This window comes from Streptomyces melanosporofaciens, assembly GCF_900105695.1.
GTDB classification, from domain to species: Bacteria; Actinomycetota; Actinomycetes; order Streptomycetales; family Streptomycetaceae; genus Streptomyces; species Streptomyces antimycoticus.
Genome location: NZ_FNST01000002.1, coordinates 6338851 through 6354061, shown reverse-complemented (window position 1 = coordinate 6354061; position 15211 = coordinate 6338851). Strand labels below are relative to the sequence as shown.

The window sequence follows — 15211 nt, the reverse complement described above, 5'->3', positions numbered from 1 at the left end:
GAGCGGCCGACGCGGGCAGCACGATCACCCAGGGGCAGGCGCTGTACGACTCCCGGCCGGCCGCCGGTGACATCCTCCGCGTGGGCGCCGTCGGGCCGCGGGCGCACCGGACCCGGGTGGTGGTGTCGGCCCTCGGTATCGCGATCGGCATCGCCACGATGGTGGCGGGGTGGGTCTCTCCACCTCCAGCCGGGCCGATCTGACGGCCCGGCTGGACCGGCTGGGCACCAATCTGCGCACCGCCGGGGCCGGCGAGGACACGATGGGGAACGATGCCGTCCTGCCGAAGACGGTCATCCCGCCGTGGTGCCCGCGTCCAGCCATGCGGTGCCCCGGTCCAGCACCGTGACCCGCAGATCGCCCTGGTCCAGATAGGCCGAATTCGCTCCGGTGATTTCCAGCTCACCGCGGGCACTGGGCTTCAATTCCTTGGCTATCTTCACGACTCGATTGTCATAGAAATACAGCCCCGGAACGGCGTAACGGGACTTGGGTTGGGCCGGTTTCTCCTCGATGGAACGGACTGTGCCCTCCTCGTCGAAGTCGACCACGCCATATGCTCTGCGTTCGGAAACCGGATAGGCGAACACCCGGGCACCCTGGACGCAGGTATGGTTCCGTAGCTGCGTTCCCAGTCCGGTGCCATGAAAAATATTGTCGCCCAGGATCAGGGCGACGGATCGCTCTCCAATGAATTCCTCGCCGAGAAGGAACGCCTGAGCCAGCCCTTCGGGCTTGGGCCGGGACGCATCACCAGGATCTCTCGAATCCCGGCCAGGACCAGTGTCGACAGCGGATAATAGACCATCGGCTTGTCATAGACGGGCAGGAGTTGCTTGGACACCGCTTTGGTGATCGGCCAGAGCCGTGAGCCGGTACAACCGGCGAGAATGATGCCGCGCATGGAGTGCCACTACCTATGATCGCCGGACTCTCGATCGCAACCGAGCCGGGTCGGACTCGCGGTGCTGCGACGGGGGCGTGAGAGCTTTTCTCACGTCCCCGTCTCCGCTACCAGGGGCTACCAGGGCCAGTCGCCGCAGAGGGCGAAGCCATCGCACTGGCTCGGCTCGGATCGGCGGTCGTCCAGGCTGCGGAGCAGCCTCTCCAGATAGTCGTCCGGGGACTCTGCGGCGGCCGGGCTGTCCCAAGGGGCGTCCGGGCCGGCCCAGGAGGCGTCCGCTTCCTCGGCGGCCTCCAGCTCTTCGGAGGCGTCCAGTTCCTTCGTCACGTCGCTCAACGCCGGGCCTTCCGTTCCGCGGAGCCGCTGGGGCTCGGATGGCGGCCCGGAAGGCCGAGCGTGCAGGCCGCGGACACCACTGCCGTACGGGTGGCGGTGATCGGCGTGACGCCGCGCACGGAGATTCCGGCGGTCGCCATCTCCGCGCCGAGCTCGTCCGGGCCCGGCAGGAAGCCCGAGCCGTTCGCCAGCCAATCGATCGCGGAGGCGGCCTCCTCCGGCGACGGCGCACCCACCGCCGTACCGGGCAGGAAGTCGTGCACCACGACCGGGTCGCCCTCCGCCAGCGCCGCCCGGACCCGGCCCAGCAGCTCCGCTCGCGCCGGGGCGTCGAGCAGGTGCAGGACGTGTGACAGCAGCGCGCAGTCGTGCCCCGCCGGGACGGGGTCGCCGCGCAACTCCCATGGCTCCAGGGCGATTCGGTCGTCCAGCCCGGCGTCCGCCACCGCGCGGGCGGTGTGCTCCAGCATCTCCCGGCGGTCGTACACCGTCGCTCTGAGACGCGGGTACATCCGGCACAGCAGGATGGCGTAACCACCGCTGCCGCCCGCCAAGTCGGCCAGGTGGGCGCGGTCGCGCCACAGCGGCAGCCGGGCCAGGTGCGGTGCGCTGGCCCGGGCGCCGCGCAGCATGGCCTCGGCCAGCGCGCCCACATAGCGGTCGTCGATCTCCGGCGGGCGGCGGTGCCCGCGCAGCGCGGCGACGATGCCGGTGCCGTTCAGATGGTCTCGGGTGGCCCATCCCTCGATGCGCAGCAGGGGCAGCGCCCCGCTCGTCACCTCGGTGTGAAGGGCCTCGTCGAGCGCGAAGTGATCACCATTCCGAGTGAGAATTCCATTCCATACCAGAACGGTGAGGAAATTATATGCCATGGTCCGGTCAATCTTGGCCCGGTCCGCGATCTCGGTCGGAGTGAGAGGTTCTCGCGCGAGTTCCGTGAGCAACCCCAGCTCGTCCGCGGCTTCGATCATGGCCAGAATCTTTCTGGCACGGACCAACTCATCCAGAGCGTGAATGCCAGCCTCCCCCGTAGTCCCCCGTAACTACAGGGCAGAGTCTGTATCACGTAAAAATCCATGTCAAGGTCTTGGATGTCGACTGGAGATCGACAGAAGATCGGCACCCGGCCGGGCCGTTCCAGCCTTATGTCTGTGCTCCGACAAAGAAAGGGCTTCCCCGGGATGCCGCCCAGCTCAGCACCCTAGTGGAATCGAAAGTTCCGCTTCCGAAAGAAGGTTCAAATCTTTGGAAAGCCGGGGCCGCGGCGCTCGGCATTACCTCGATTTACGGCAGGCCGAGATCGCGGGTAACACCACCATCGGGCGATGACCGCGCTTTCTCCGGTACCGGTCCCCAACGGTTTTACGCTATCGTCGCTCCGCCAGAACATTGACTGGCCGAATCGATCGAAGGAGTATTCCGGTGAGTGTGAAGTTTCTGGGTCTTCGAACGGTTGTCTACCCGGCGCGCGACCTGGAGGCCGCCAAGCTCTGGTGGAACTCGACCCTCGGTCATGAGCCCTACTTCGACGAGCCGTTCTATGTCGGCTACGACGTCGGCGGCTACGAACTCGCGCTCGACCCCGACGGCGACCCCGACGAAGGCCCGATCGTCTACTGGGGCGTGGACGACGTGTCCGAAGCCGAGGCGCAGTTGCTCGCCGCGGGCTGCGAGTCCCGCTCGTCCTGCCGCGAGGTCGGCGGCGGCATCGAGGTCGCGGTCGTGCGCAACCCCACCGGCGATCTGATCGGCCTCATCTACAACCCGCACTTCCAGGCCGCGTGACCACACCCCGGGCCGGGCGTCAGCCGCGGGTGGCCGCGCGGCCGGTGCCGCGCCGCCTGGCCCCGGCGTCGCACGGCCCGGGTCGGTGGGTCAGACCCGCGAGTTGACGGTCGTACGACGGATCTCGCGGGCGAACGCCCCCAGCCGGTCCAGCCCCTCCGCGACCACCGCCGGGTCCGTCGCGTAGGTGATGCGGACGTGTCCGGGCGCGCCGAAGGCGGTCCCGGGGACGAGGCCCACGCCGGTGGTTTCCAGGAGCCGCTCGCAGAAGTCGTCGGCCGTGGCCAGTGGCCGTCCGCCGTGGTCACCGCCGAGGAGGCGGGAGATCTCGGGGAAGAGGTAGAACGCCCCGGTCGGCAGCAGGCATGCGATGCCGTCGATCGCGGTCAGCTGAGCGTGGGCGATATCGCGCCGCTCCCGATACCCGGCCAGCCGCCGCCACGGTACGTCGTCGAGCGCGCCGAGCGCCGCATGCTGCGCGACGGCGGCCACGTTCGAGGTGGACTGGCTCTGGATACGCCGGATCAGGGCGCTGATCGCGGGGGACGCCACCGTGTAGCCGACCCGCCAGCCCGTCATGGCGCATGACTTGGACACCCCGTTGACCAGCACGGTCCGCTCCCGGAGGGCGGGGAACGCCGTCATGCTGGGCGCGGTGCCCTCCTCGTGGAAGAAGTGCTCGTAGATGAGGTCCTCGACCACATACAGGTCGTACCGCTCGACGACCGCGGCGAGTTCGGCCAGCTCCCGCTCGGTGTAGGTCGCGCCGGTCGGGTTGCCGGGGCTGTTGAGGACGACGGCCTTGGTGCGCGCGGTGACGGCCTCTTCGAGCCGTGCGGCGGTGAGCTTGTACCCGGTGCCGGCGTGAGTGGGCACGATCACGGGAGTCGCGCCCACCGCCCGCACCTGCTCGGGGTAGGTCACCCAGTAGGGAGCCGGGACGATCACCTCGTCGCCCTCCTCGCACAGCACGAAGAACGCGTTGTACAGCGCGTGCTTGGCCCCGGCCGACACCACGATCTGGTCCGGCGCGACGTCCAGCTCGTTCTGCTCGTGGAGCTTGCGCTGGATACGGGCGCGCAACTCGGGCAGCCCGGCGACGTCGGTATAGCGGTCGACGCCGGCCGCGAGGGCGCGCAGCGCGGCGGTGCGGCCGCCCTCCGGCATGGCGAAGTCGGGCTCTCCCACGCACAGGTTCAGCACCCGCTCGCCCGCGCGGACGCGTTCGTTGAGCCGTGCGTTCAGCGACAGGGTGGGCGACGGGCGGATGGCGGTGGCGTGGCGGGACAGGGTCTTCATGCTGACCTCTCGGCGGTGGGCGATGACCGGATGGCGGATGCGGAGCGCCGCGGGTCGCCTGCGGCTCCCGACACCGCCGGCCGGGCGGCTGCCACCCGGCCCGACTCAGACCATAAGATTCGATGACTATAGTGATTGTCAACGTTTGTTCGGTTTGCTCGGAAGATTATCGCGGCCCCCGGGAGGGGTCCCGGACTAGGGGCGACTACTCCTCACCTGACTTGACTTTAGTTAATCAAGGGGCCTAGAGTCGCCACATCCGCCTGCCAGCGTCGTCGGTGTTTCGGAAGGCGGCCTCTCGATGTCCGCCAAGGTGCAGGGGGGATGCGGGCGTGTCGGAACAGGAATCGGGGGCGGAGGCCGCTTCGGTCGGCCCGTTCCCCTCGATCGGCTCGGAGCGAGACCCTGAGGCGACCGCCGCGGCGCTCGCGGACGCGGTCTCCGCCGGCTGGTCCTGCGTCGTTACCGTGGGCGTCCCGCTCTGCTCGGATGGGACCAACGCCTGGTTCGGGTCGGGGATTTACGACCCCTTCAGCGAGCGCACGCTGCTCACGCCGCCCGAGGGACTCAGCGCGGAGGGAGAGTCCGATCTGCGCTTCGCGCAGGCCGTCGCCGAGCGGCTGCAGGCGCTGCCGACAGCCGGGCCGGGGTCGGTGGCCTTCTCGCTCTCGATCTTCGACGGCAAGATGGTCCACGGCATCGGGCGCGCGGCGGCGCGGCGCATGCACTCCAACATCACCGCACACCCCGAGGAGTTCCTGCCTCCCGCCGCGCTGGCCCTGTACCACGCGGTGGGCGGACGGCTCGCGTTCGACTTCTCCCTCAACTACCGCAAGCTCGGGGACCGTTTCGTGGACCGGCTGCGCGGCGAGGTGCGTCCGGTCATTCCGTCCGTGCCCACGGGGCGGCTGATCGATCTGTTCCTCGGACGGGCTGTGTTCCGCTCCGGCGCGTGGACGCCTCGCAGCCCACCCCCGGGATGGGCCAGGTGCTCTGCGCGACGCCGAATACGCTCTCGGTCGGTCAGCACCTGGCCGACCTCTCGCCGCTCGACGGGCGCGGCCGCATCCAGACCGGCCCGGAGGCCGTCCCGCTGACCAATGAGAACGGCGCCTATATATGTGAGGTGACCGCGATCGGGCGGCTGCTGGCGATGCTCGCCCACGCTCCCGCGCCCGCGGAGGGCGGCGGCGTTCTCACGCTCAGCGTCCTCAACACCCGCGACCCGGGAAACCACAAGATCCACCGGATGAGCTGGTCGGCGGGCGAACTGGTCACGGCGCTACTGCCCCATCTGCAGCCGGATTCCTGGGCGCGCCGGCCCCTGGTGCACTGGGCCTCGGTGACGGACGGCGAGACCTCCGCGGCCATCGGTTCCACCTCCGACACCCTGGCGCGGCAGGATTTCCTGGCCGACCTCAGGGCGCGGATCCAGCGGTCGTCCTCACCGCGCCGCCGCGAGGAAATCATCGCGGGTGAGCTGGAGCGCATCCGGATGAGGGTGCAGAACGCCGATCCCGCCAAGGCGCCCCTGCTGTTCCTCTACGGGCCGGGCGACTACGACAGCCACCGGGCCTCCGGCGTGCCCGCGCCGGACGGCACGAGCGCGGCGTCGGACGGAGTGAACCACCAGGCGCCCGGCACCGCGCTCTCACAGAGCTGCTTCCTGAACTGATCAGGCGACGCATTCCGCTCCGGCGAACTGTTCGGCTCAGGCGACCAGTTCCGCGATGACGCGGGCGGCGGCCTCCGGCCGGTATTCGCGGCGAAGCCGGCCGGCGACGTCCTTCGCGGCCAGCCGGTAGCTGCCGTCCGTGAGCAGCCGCTGGAGTTCCGCTCCGAGAGCAGCCACGGACGCATCGAGTCGAAGGTGACGGCGCGCGCCCAAATCGGCGGCCCGGCGGGCGTAGTTGAACGCGTCCTGCTCGAACGGGAGCACCAGCATGGGGACCCCGAAGGCCAGGCCCCGTACAAAGGTGCCATGACCGCCGAGCGTCAGCTCCCCGAGATCCCCGGCGTGATCATGGTGTTCGGGGTGCTGCACGGACGCCATCTGGCCACCCTCGCCGCGCTGCGCGGCCTGTACGAGCCGTACAACTCCTACCGCCGGATCATCGGTTTCGACACCTTCACCGGATTTCCCGAGCTCTCCGAGGTCGACCAGGTGAGTCCGAGTGCGGCGGTCGGTAGGTTCGCCGTTCCCGACCACGAGGTGGACCATCTGCGTGAGGTGCTCGCCGCGCATGAGGCGGGCGACCCCATTCCGCATGTCCAGCGGACCTTCGTGGTCCAGGGGGACGTCCGGGAAACGGTCCCGCGTTATCTGGCGGAGAATCCGGAGACGGTCATCGGCATGGCCTTCTTCGATCTCGACCTGTACGAGCCGACGCGTGAGCTGCTCCAGGCGATCCGTCCCCATCTCGCCAAGGGCAGCATCGTGGCCTTCGACGAGCTCGGGCATCCCCGGTGGCCCGGGGTGACCGCCGCGATCCGCGAGACCCTGGGCCTGGACCACATGACGCTGCGGCAGCTCCCGTTCCGCGAACAACCGGTGATCTATCTGAAGTGGGACGAGTGAGCCCGAAGCGCCGGGCGGGGCGAGCGGGTGGTCAGGCGGGGCGCAGCCGGCGGGGCAGCGACGCCACCACGATCTCGTAGGACTGCCCGAGCAGTTCGCGCACCTCTTCGGCTTCGAGGCCGCCGCTCAGCAGCACGGTGACCCAGTGCCGCTTGTTCAGGTGGTAGCCGGGCAGCACGGTGTCCGGGTGCTGGGCGCGCATCGCGAGGACCTCGTCGGGCGGCAGCTTCACGCTCACACGAGGCGGTACGGCGCCCTCGCTGAGGAGTGCGAAGATCTTGCCTCCGACGCGGTAGACGGCCGGCGAATCGCCGAAGGGGAAGTCCTCGGCCGCGCCGGGCAGGGCGAGGCAGTGTGCGGTGACGTCGTCGGGTTTCACGGTGCGAGCCTATCCACGGGCGGTGGCACCGGGACGGCTATCGCGGCCGGACGCCGACGGCGATGAGGCTGCTGGCGTCGAGGTGGGAGTGGCCGGCGGCGGCCATGTCGGCGTGCAGCCGGTCCCGGACGCGACCGAGCTGTTGTTCGTCCATGCCGAGCACAAAGCGGCGGGGCGCCGCGCCGAGCAGGAACATCCAGGCGTCGTCGCCGAGCAGGGGGACGCGGTAGTCGACCCGGTGCACCGCGACGTCCACGAGGCCGAAGGAGCGCAGCCAGGCGGCGAGTCCGTCGGCCGAGTCCACTCGGGTGCGCGGGTCGGGCGCGGTCGGCGGTGCGGGCAGCGGGCGGACCGCGGAGGCGGCCTCGCGGGCGCGGCGGACCATGCTGTCCATCCCGCCGCCGACCCAGGTGCTCAGGGCGATCCGGCCGCCGGGGCGCACCAGGTCCACCAGATGGCGGGTGCCGGCGTCCATGTCGGGGAAGAAGAACACGCCGTAGCAGCACTGGACGAGGTCGTAGGGCGCGTCCGCGCGCCATGCGGTGACGTCGCCGCGGTGGAACCGCAGATGGGCGAGACCTTGCCGGTCCGCCTCGGCCCGGCCCTGGTCCAGCAGGGCGCCGGCCATATCGACGGCGTCGACATGGCCGGCGGCACCGACGGCGCGGGCGGCGGGCAGGGCCGACGCGCCCGAACCGCAGCAGGCGTCGAGGACCCTCTCCCCCACGCGGGGCCGGGAGACGCCCGTGGCGAGCGCCCCCAGCGGCCCCCACAGCCGCGAATACCAGGAGGCGAACTCGCGGCGGGTCTGGCTGAACAGCGCGCCCACCGGGAGGGTGGGCACGGCGGATATGACGGTCATGGTGTCTTCGAGTCCTTCCAGTTCCACCAACGCAGCTTTTCCGGCTCCCGGCCGCCCTCGGCGTAGTAGACGGCGCACCGGAAGACGTAGAGCATGCAGCGGTCCACATAGGCCCCTTGTTCGAGCATCAGCCGGTCGTACAGTTCCTCGGGATCCTGACCGACGAGTTCCTCGACGCGGTGGATGCCCATGCCGTGCAGGTCGCCCTCGACGGCCTTGCCGACGCCGGGGATCTGCCTCAGGTCGCTCTCCATGCGCGTGCTCCTCACTCTCCCAACGCGCGGTCGCGCATCGCGAGTGACAGTACGAGAGCGAGCAGCAGGACGGGCACCGCGACGAAGAAGACGGTGCCCAGCGAGTCGGCGTACGCCTCGGTGAAGCCCTGCCGCAGGTTCTCGGGGAGCTTGTCGAGCGCGTCGGCGGTCAGATTGGTCATGGACTGGGCGCTGTCGCCGGGCACGTGCCGGGGCAGTTCGGTGGCCAGCCGCGCCGAGAACACCGCGCCGAACGCCGAGATCCCGAAGGAGGCCCCGACCAGCCGCGCGTAGGTGACCGTCGCGGTCACCGCACCGATCTGGGCGGGCGGCGCGCAGCCCTGTACGGCCACCATGAACACCTGCATCGACAGGCCGGAGCCGACGCCGAGCAGCACCGAGTAGACCACCACGAGCGGCCACGGCGTGTCGGCGTCCATGGTGGACAGCAGATACGACGCCAGCGCCGCGACGGCCATGCTGGCCACCGGGAACCAGCGGTACTTCTTGGTCTCGGCGATCCGGCGGCCGACCAGGGTGGAGGCGACGAGCAGGCCGAACATCATCGGGATCAGCAGCAGGCCGGAGGTGACGGCCGACGCGCCGGAGGCGGCCTGCAGGAAGAGCGGCAGGAAGTTGACGGTGGCCAGGATCGCGAATCCGGCCAGCATGGTGATCGTGTTCGACAGGACGAAGGTGGAGTTGCCGAACAGGCTGAGCGGGATCATCGGTTCGGCCGCGCGCCGCTCCACCACGATCCACGCCGGGATGAGCACGACGATCGCGACGATCAGCGCGATACCGCGCGTGGACAGCACCGCGTCCAGGCTGCCGACGCGCCCTGCCAGCAGCGCCACGCAGACCGAGAGGGCCGCCAGCAGCGCGGCACCCGTGTAGTCGATCTTCGGTCGGCCGCGGGTGGCCGCGGTCGGCAGCAGGAACGCCACCACGGCGAGGGTGAGCAGGCCGAGCGGCAGATTGACGTAGAACACCCAGCGCCAGCCGATCGCGTCGGTGACGGCGCCGCCGACGAGCGGGCCGGCGACGCTGGCGACGGCGAACACGCTGGTGGAGTACCCGGCGTACTTGGCGCGCTCGGCGGGCTCGAAGAGCTGGCCGATGAGCGAGAAGGAGGCGACCACCAGCGCGCCGCCGCCGATGCCCTGGATCACCCGGAAGGTGATCAACTGGCTCATGTTCCCGGCCAGTCCGCACAGCATCGACCCGGCGATGAACACCACGACGCCGCCGAGGTAGACCAGGCGGTGGCCGAACAGGTCGCCCAGCTTGCCGCCGACGATGGTGGTGATGCTGAGCGTGAGCCCGTACCCGGTGAACACCCAGGCGAAGTGTTCGAGCCCGCCCACGTCGTGCACGACGCTCGGCAGGGCCGCGGCGACGACGGACTGGTCCAGGGTGGACAGCAGCATCCCGAGCAGGATGCCGCCGAAGACCCACAGCCGACGGCTGAGGCTTGGGGGGGCCGCCGCCGGGGCGGGCGCCGTCGTTTCAGCGGTCACAGAGCTACTCCCTCGGGGGGTTCGGCGGTCACCGGGCCGGCCCAGCGGTGGGAGGGGACCGGATCGGCGGACCGGGAGTCGAGCGGGCGGTCCTGGACGTAGGCGAGGCCCAGCCGCAGCGCGGTCTCCGCTTTGGCCAGTTCACCACCCAGGTAGCCCGCGTGGGCGGGGTCGTCGGTGAGCCCGTGGGCCACCGCCGCGAGGGTGAGGGCGGTCGCGCTGCGACTGCGCAGTTCGTGCCCGCTCGCCAGGTCGTCGCCGTAGTGCCGGAGCACGATCCGGCCGGCCGGGCGGTCGAGCGAGATGACGAAGCAGCCGGCTCCGGCCGAGGCGATCGGACGGACCCGGCCGACCGCGGCCAGCGGCACCAACCGGGGCGTGCTGGCCGCCAGTTCCTCCCCCAGGACACCGGCCCCGCCGATCACATCGCCCGCCCCGTCCGCGTCGTCGGTGTGGCGGGGCAGGGCGTCGACGGCGGCCAGCACGGCGGCCGGGTCGTCCTGGCCGCGCAGGTCGTGGACGGTGATCCGGCGGCGGAAGGCGGCGACGACGGGCGGCCGCAGATTGGGCAGATGGGCCCGGTGACCGTGCGCGCCGATGATGGTGCCGTCGGGCGCGGTGCCGTGCGCGGCCAGCGCCAGCAGGCTCTGGCCGGGGTGGAACAGCCGGGAATCGTGCCCGCACACCACCAGATGCCGGACCGCCGGACGGGCGAGGGCGCCCCGGACGAGCTCCTCGATCCCCAGGTTGGCGGTGGCCAGCGGGGCCGCGACCGCCACCCGGGGATGTCCGGTCAGCCGCGCGGGCAGCGTATGCGTGCGCAGCGTGCAGACCGCGACGTCGGCGATCCGGTGGGTCACCACGTGGGGGCACCCCCGTTGTACGAGCGGGGCGCGCCGCCGGGGGTCACGGGTGGGAGGCTGGAGCTGATGGCGGTGACGTCCGCGCCGAACCGGTGCAGCCGCATCCCGACGCGGAGCTGCTCGGCGCGGATGCGGTCGATGCAGGTGCGGAAACGGGCCTCGATCTGCTCCAGTTGGCGGCGGCGCTTGGCGGGGTCGAGGCGGTCGGTGAGGACGTCGTCGAGGTTCTCCATGAAGAACTCGTGGTTCTGCCGCCCCATGTCCTGGCGGGTCTCGTGCAGGAAGTCCTTGAACCGCTCCAGGACCTCCATCGCCCCCGGAAGGGCGTGGAAGCGGCGGTAGAGCCGGGAGACGAAGGTCTGCACGACGACGTTGAACGTCTCGAACTCGAACACCGCCGACTGGTCGGTGATGACGCCGCGCTTGTGGTAGTCCTCGTCGTTGTAGAGCGAGGCGAAGTGGACGGCGAGCCGCTCGACGCGCTCGTCGCTGTGGCGGTAGTCGTAGGGGTCGAGGTTGTCCTCGTAAGCGGGGCCGAGGAGGCCGTCGTCCGCCAGCTTGCGGGCGATGGACGTGCCCGGGTAGACCTCCAGCCGCTCGGTGAGACGGCGCAGGTTGTGCCCGGCGTGCTCGCGCAGGAAGTCGGCGTTCTGGGTCAGGGTCTCGACCGTGGCGTAGGGGTGGAACGGAATGAACCCCATGGCCAGATAGATGCCGTGCTCGCGCAGCAGCCGGATGATGCTGATGTTGTCCTCGACGGTGGCGCGCTTCTCCCACAGCAGCAGCTCTTCGGGGACGCCGGATTCGATGCCGACGTTGACCTTCTCCAGGCCGCTGCGGACGAGCAGGTCGAGCAGGTCGTGGTCCTCGGCGCAGTCGGACCAGTTCTCGGCGCGCATGCAGACGTTGTAGTAGATGTCGAGACCGCGGTCGAGGATGCCCTCGGCGATGGCGCGGACCCGTTTTTTGCCGACCCGGCCGCCGTCGGGGTCCTCGAAGGTGGAGTCGATGAAGTCGAAGGTGCGGAACCGGTGGTCGCGGACGAGCTGCTCCACCTCGTCCAGGACGTAGTCGGGGCCGACTCCGCGCCATGCCTTGCCCGCCTGGACGCGGTTGCCGAGGTTGGGGGCCGAGCAGAAGGTGCAGCGGGCGACGCAGCCGCGGCTGGTGCTGACCCGGACGTATTCGAGCTTGTTGCCGTGGGCGATGAGCTGGTCGCGGACGGGGTACGGCAGCACCTCCAGGTTGTGGACGAGCGGGCGGGCCGGGTTCTGCCGGTATCCGCCGTCCTCGTCCCGGTAGCCGATGCCGGGGCAGTCGGCGATGTCCTCGCCGAGGGCGAGCCGCTGGGCGAGGTCCAGGATGATGGGCTCGCCCTCGCCGACCGCGACGATGTCGGCGTGCGGGTTGACCCGCAGCACATCGGTGCCGGTGAACGTCCCGGCGGGGCCGCCGCAGGCGATGACCACCTCGGGCATCTCCTTGCGCAGGGCCGCGCAGAACTCCACGCAGCTCGGCACGTTCAGGCTCATCAGCGTGAAGCACACCAGGCCGGGGGCGTAGGCGGCGATGGCGTCCACGACCTCCTGGTGGTGGCCGTGCTCGGCCTCGCGGATCTCGCAGGAGAAGCCCGCCGCGCGCAGCGTCGCGGCCATGTAGGCGACGCCGAGGTGCTCGGGTGACATCACCAGGTCGCCATCCAGCAGGATCACGAAGCTGACCCGGAACGCGGCCGGGTCGGTGATCCTGGCGTCGAGCGCTATCTCGAAGTGTCCCGGCTTCTCCCGGGGTGCGAGCCCGAGCTCTTTCCCAGACGTCAGCATCGGATGTCCTCCTCGTTCCGCGGCCGCATGACCCGCACGTCGGTGCCCTCGGTTCCGGGTGGCGGGTCGATGCCCAGGGAGGCCAGGACGGTCGGCGCCACGTCTCGCATGTGCAGGGGGTCGGTGCCCAGGTCGCCCCGGCACCAGAAGGTGGCGTCCGGGCGGGTGTGGGTGCCGGTCAGCGGGGCGTCCCCGATGATCCGGTCGGTGGCCCACGCCCCCCGGATCTGTACGCCGGGGGCGGGCATGACGACCAGGTCGGGGGCGTCGTCCGCGTACGGCCCGGCGTAGATCTTCGGCCCGGAGAGCACCTCGGAGACAACGGGGGTGCCGGCGCCGCCCTCGGCGATCCGGCCGTCCTCGGTGAGCCGCAGGGCGAGCAGCCGCGCGGTGAGCTCGCCGGGGTCCGTGTGGGGTCCGCCGCGGGGGAAGCGGTCGGCGGTGTTGAGGTAGATACGGCCGGGGTCGAGCGCGAACGCCCGGGTGTGCTCGTCGATCTCCTCCAGGGACTCGGCGCCGGGCGGCAGCGCGAGGTACCCGGCCCGCCGCAGCCACGCGTTCAGATAGAACTGCGTATGCGCCGGGCCGAAGCCGTGGTCGCTGGCGAGGAACAGCGCGCCGTCCCCGGCACGGTCGGCCAGCTCCGCCACGGCCTCGTCGACCCTTCGGTAGAAGTCGAGGATGCGCCCGTGGAGCCGGGCCGCGGGGTCGGTGAGCGAACTCCACAGGAAGTGGTGGACGCGGTCGGTTTCGGTGAGCACGCACACCGCCAGGTCCCAGCCGCCCGACAGGACGTGGGCGAAGGCGGCGCGGCGGGCGGCGAGGGCCGCCTCCGCCCGGTCCAGGAACCCGTCCGGGTCGGCCGTCACCTCGCCGACCTCGACATCGAGCTGGTAGTCCAGGGCGCGCAGCGGGCCGCGCAGCTCGGGCGGGTACACGGCGCGGTCGAAGTCGGGGGCCACGAACCCGGACACCAGCGTGCCGCGCAGCGGCGGCGCGGGGTAGGTGCTCGGCACGTTCATGATCACGCTGCGGCCGGCGTCGCGGTCGACCGCCTCCCACAGCGGCGGGGCCTTCAGATGGCCGTAGTTGGGGAAGTAGGTGCGGTAGGTGCCGGGCCGCAGGTCCACGAATCCGTAGATGCCGTGGGTGCCGGGGTCGGCCCCGGTGAGGAAGCTGGCCCAGGACGTGGAGCTGATCTCGGGGACGGGCGCGCTCATGGCGCGCAGGCTCCCCTGCGGCAGCAGGTCCGCGGTCTTCGGCATGACGCCCTGGTCGGCCAGGTCGCGCAGCAGCCAGTACGGGAGGCCGTCCAGCCCGATCACCATCGCGCTCATCGCCGGTCCTCCCCCGCGATCTCGTCCACGATGCCCAGGCCGAGGATGCGGACGGAGCCGTCGGTGAGCATGAAGCGGCCCAGCGGCGCGCACACCCGTACGTCGTCGCCGTCGGCGGGCCGGTCGAGCATCACGGTCAGCTCGGCGACCTCGCTGAACCGCACCGGGCCCCGGTCGGTCGCGTCCGGGGCGCGCCGGGCGCTGTCCCAGTGGCGCTCCACCCGGGCGATGCGGCCGGTCAGGTCGGCGCCGGCCCGCCGCAGGGTGCAGCGGGCGCCCTCGGCGAACCCGTCCTCGGCGGTGCACAGCACGCGGACCCGCCACCGGTCGCCGCGCAGCGGCCGCCGGTCGGGGGGTGCCAGCAGGGTGCCCGGCGCACAGGGCGGCCCGGACAGGACCAGTCCGATGTTGTCGCCCGTGGTGGCCGACTCCTGGGGCGGCTCGCCGAAGCGCTCGATGCGCAGGGCGGTGCGGGCGTCCTCGCCGGGCGCGACGAGGCGGTCCCCGATGCGCAGTTCACCGCTGAGCACACGGGCCAGCACCCGCCCTTCGACGACGTCCTGGGCCTCGACCCGCAGCGGCGCGCCGCCGTCGCCCCAGGGGGTCAGGTCGGCGAGCGTGTCGAGCAGGGGGCGGCCCGCGTACCAGGGCAGCCGGGTGCTGGCGGCGGTGATGTTGTCGCCGGTCATCGCGCTGACCGGGACGGCGGCCACCAGCGTCAGGCCGATCTCGTCGGCGAGCGCGGCCACCTGCCGGGCGGCGGCGTGGAACTCCGCTTCCGCCCAGCCGGCCAGATCCATCTTGGTGATGGCGCAGACGACGGCGGTGACGCCCATCATGGCCAGGACCCGCATATGGCGCCGGGTCTGCTCGGCGGCGCGCTCGCGACAGTCCACCACGATCACGGCGGCCTCCGCGCGGGACGCCCCGGTCGCCATGTTGACGAGCAGTTCGGCGTGGCCGGGCACGTCGATCAGCACGTACCGGCGGCTTCCGGTCTCCAGGACGGCGCTGGCGGTGTCGAGGGTGAACAGGTCGGCGCGCTCCTCGGTCAGCCCGTCGAGCAGGAACGCCAGCCCGCCGTCCTCGACGGGCACGTCCAGCCGGTCGGTCGTGACGCTGCCGGTGTCCAGCAGGAGCCGGCCGAGCAGGGTGGACTTGCCGTGGTCCACCTCCCCCACGAACGCCACGCGCAGGGTGTCGCCGTCACGGGCGGTGGCTGCGGGGGTCGGTCCCCCCTCGGGCAGTACGGGTGTCGTCACTGATGCCGC

Annotated in this window: 15 protein-coding genes and 2 pseudogenes; 4 read left to right on the top strand and 13 right to left on the bottom strand. The window is 71.1% G+C overall.

Annotated elements, in window-relative coordinates:
• Window positions 1-23: 23 nt before the first annotated feature.
• A pseudogene (locus BLV72_RS30485) lies at window positions 24-298 on the top strand (ABC transporter permease); the annotation flags it as partial.
• Here the strand turns inward: BLV72_RS30485 and BLV72_RS30480 are convergent.
• From BLV72_RS30480 to BLV72_RS51135, 3 genes and pseudogenes are all read right to left on the bottom strand, one after another.
• Window positions 294-904 (bottom strand): annotated as a pseudogene (locus BLV72_RS30480) (sugar nucleotidyltransferase). The pseudogenes BLV72_RS30485 and BLV72_RS30480 overlap by 5 nt on opposite strands.
• A 117-nt stretch (window positions 905-1021) precedes the next feature.
• Window positions 1022-1240, bottom strand: coding sequence for a hypothetical protein (locus BLV72_RS30475; RefSeq protein WP_093466260.1), 219 nt, complete (start codon window positions 1238-1240; stop codon window positions 1022-1024).
• Window positions 1237-2211: a methyltransferase gene (locus tag BLV72_RS51135; RefSeq protein ID WP_093466259.1), complete on the bottom strand. Its 975-nt coding sequence runs from the start codon at window positions 2209-2211 to the stop codon at window positions 1237-1239. Before BLV72_RS51135 ends, BLV72_RS30475 begins: the two co-directional genes overlap by 4 nt.
• Window positions 2212-2662: 451 nt before the next feature.
• Here BLV72_RS51135 and BLV72_RS30465 point away from each other — a divergent pair, with 451 nt between their 5' ends.
• Entirely contained in the window at window positions 2663-3025 is a 363-nt protein-coding gene (locus tag BLV72_RS30465) for a VOC family protein (RefSeq protein WP_093466257.1), read from the top strand.
• A gap of 90 nt (window positions 3026-3115) precedes the next feature.
• Here BLV72_RS30465 and BLV72_RS30460 read toward each other — a convergent pair whose 3' ends face one another.
• Window positions 3116-4324: a pyridoxal phosphate-dependent aminotransferase gene (locus BLV72_RS30460; RefSeq protein ID WP_093466256.1), complete on the bottom strand. Its 1209-nt coding sequence runs from the start codon at window positions 4322-4324 to the stop codon at window positions 3116-3118.
• Window positions 4325-4656: 332 nt separating this feature from the next.
• Here BLV72_RS30460 and BLV72_RS30455 point away from each other — a divergent pair, with 332 nt between their 5' ends.
• Window positions 4657-5421: a hypothetical protein gene (locus BLV72_RS30455; RefSeq protein WP_093466254.1), complete on the top strand. Its 765-nt coding sequence runs from the start codon at window positions 4657-4659 to the stop codon at window positions 5419-5421.
• Between the two features lie 614 nt (window positions 5422-6035).
• Here the strand turns inward: BLV72_RS30455 and BLV72_RS30445 are convergent.
• The gene (locus BLV72_RS30445) at window positions 6036-6269 is read right to left on the bottom strand and encodes a hypothetical protein (RefSeq protein WP_093466251.1); all 234 of its coding nucleotides are present in this window, start codon (window positions 6267-6269) and stop codon (window positions 6036-6038) included.
• 36 nt (window positions 6270-6305) lie between these two features.
• On the opposite strand from BLV72_RS30445, the gene BLV72_RS30440 reads away from it, so the two are divergent.
• Window positions 6306-6902: a class I SAM-dependent methyltransferase gene (locus BLV72_RS30440; protein WP_244321086.1), complete on the top strand. Its 597-nt coding sequence runs from the start codon at window positions 6306-6308 to the stop codon at window positions 6900-6902.
• A gap of 31 nt (window positions 6903-6933) precedes the next feature.
• On the opposite strand, the gene BLV72_RS30435 is transcribed toward BLV72_RS30440, so the two are convergent.
• Genes BLV72_RS30435 through BLV72_RS30400 form a run of 8 tightly spaced genes read right to left on the bottom strand, consistent with a single transcriptional unit; the run spans window position 6934 to window position 15202 of the window.
• Window positions 6934-7281 carry an MmcQ/YjbR family DNA-binding protein gene (locus BLV72_RS30435; protein WP_093466250.1) on the bottom strand — a complete coding sequence of 116 codons (348 nt, stop codon included), beginning with the start codon at window positions 7279-7281 and terminating at the stop codon, window positions 6934-6936.
• A 37-nt stretch (window positions 7282-7318) separates the two neighbouring features.
• On the bottom strand, window positions 7319-8143 hold the full coding sequence (locus BLV72_RS30430; RefSeq protein WP_093466248.1) for a class I SAM-dependent methyltransferase: 825 nt from the start codon (window positions 8141-8143) through the stop codon (window positions 7319-7321).
• Window positions 8140-8397 carry a helix-hairpin-helix domain-containing protein gene (locus BLV72_RS30425; RefSeq protein WP_059145788.1) on the bottom strand — a complete coding sequence of 86 codons (258 nt, stop codon included), beginning with the start codon at window positions 8395-8397 and terminating at the stop codon, window positions 8140-8142. Before BLV72_RS30425 ends, BLV72_RS30430 begins: the two co-directional genes overlap by 4 nt.
• A gap of 11 nt (window positions 8398-8408) precedes the next feature.
• A complete protein-coding gene (locus BLV72_RS30420; protein WP_093466247.1) occupies window positions 8409-9917 on the bottom strand; it encodes an MDR family MFS transporter in 1509 nt (502 codons plus the stop codon).
• A complete protein-coding gene (locus BLV72_RS30415; protein ID WP_167746421.1) occupies window positions 9914-10780 on the bottom strand; it encodes a DUF4346 domain-containing protein in 867 nt (288 codons plus the stop codon). Before BLV72_RS30415 ends, BLV72_RS30420 begins: the two co-directional genes overlap by 4 nt.
• On the bottom strand, window positions 10774-12603 hold the full coding sequence (locus tag BLV72_RS30410; RefSeq protein ID WP_093466245.1) for a B12-binding domain-containing radical SAM protein: 1830 nt from the start codon (window positions 12601-12603) through the stop codon (window positions 10774-10776). The genes BLV72_RS30415 and BLV72_RS30410 overlap by 7 nt, the downstream gene beginning before the upstream one ends.
• Window positions 12597-13940, bottom strand: a complete 1344-nt coding sequence (locus BLV72_RS30405; RefSeq protein ID WP_093466243.1) for an alkaline phosphatase family protein — start codon at window positions 13938-13940, stop codon at window positions 12597-12599. The genes BLV72_RS30410 and BLV72_RS30405 overlap by 7 nt, the downstream gene beginning before the upstream one ends.
• A complete protein-coding gene (locus tag BLV72_RS30400; RefSeq protein WP_167746420.1) occupies window positions 13937-15202 on the bottom strand; it encodes a GTP-binding protein in 1266 nt (421 codons plus the stop codon). The genes BLV72_RS30405 and BLV72_RS30400 overlap by 4 nt, the downstream gene beginning before the upstream one ends.
• Window positions 15203-15211: the final 9 nt, after the last annotated feature.

What these genes read in the sequence shown, in the direction of transcription:
- BLV72_RS51135 (WP_093466259.1), bottom strand. Translation starts at nt 2,211, where the DNA reads ATGATCGAAGCCGCGGACGAGCTGGGGTTGCTCACGGAACTCGCGCGA.
- BLV72_RS30460 (WP_093466256.1), bottom strand. Translation starts at nt 4,324, where the DNA reads ATGAAGACCCTGTCCCGCCACGCCACCGCCATCCGCCCGTCGCCCACC.
- BLV72_RS30445 (WP_093466251.1), bottom strand. Translation starts at nt 6,269, where the DNA reads ATGCTGGTGCTCCCGTTCGAGCAGGACGCGTTCAACTACGCCCGCCGG.
- BLV72_RS30440 (WP_244321086.1), top strand. Translation starts at nt 6,306, where the DNA reads ATGACCGCCGAGCGTCAGCTCCCCGAGATCCCCGGCGTGATCATGGTG.
- BLV72_RS30430 (WP_093466248.1), bottom strand. Translation starts at nt 8,143, where the DNA reads ATGACCGTCATATCCGCCGTGCCCACCCTCCCGGTGGGCGCGCTGTTC.
- BLV72_RS30425 (WP_059145788.1), bottom strand. Translation starts at nt 8,397, where the DNA reads ATGGAGAGCGACCTGAGGCAGATCCCCGGCGTCGGCAAGGCCGTCGAG.
- BLV72_RS30410 (WP_093466245.1), bottom strand. Translation starts at nt 12,603, where the DNA reads ATGCTGACGTCTGGGAAAGAGCTCGGGCTCGCACCCCGGGAGAAGCCG.
- BLV72_RS30405 (WP_093466243.1), bottom strand. Translation starts at nt 13,940, where the DNA reads ATGAGCGCGATGGTGATCGGGCTGGACGGCCTCCCGTACTGGCTGCTG.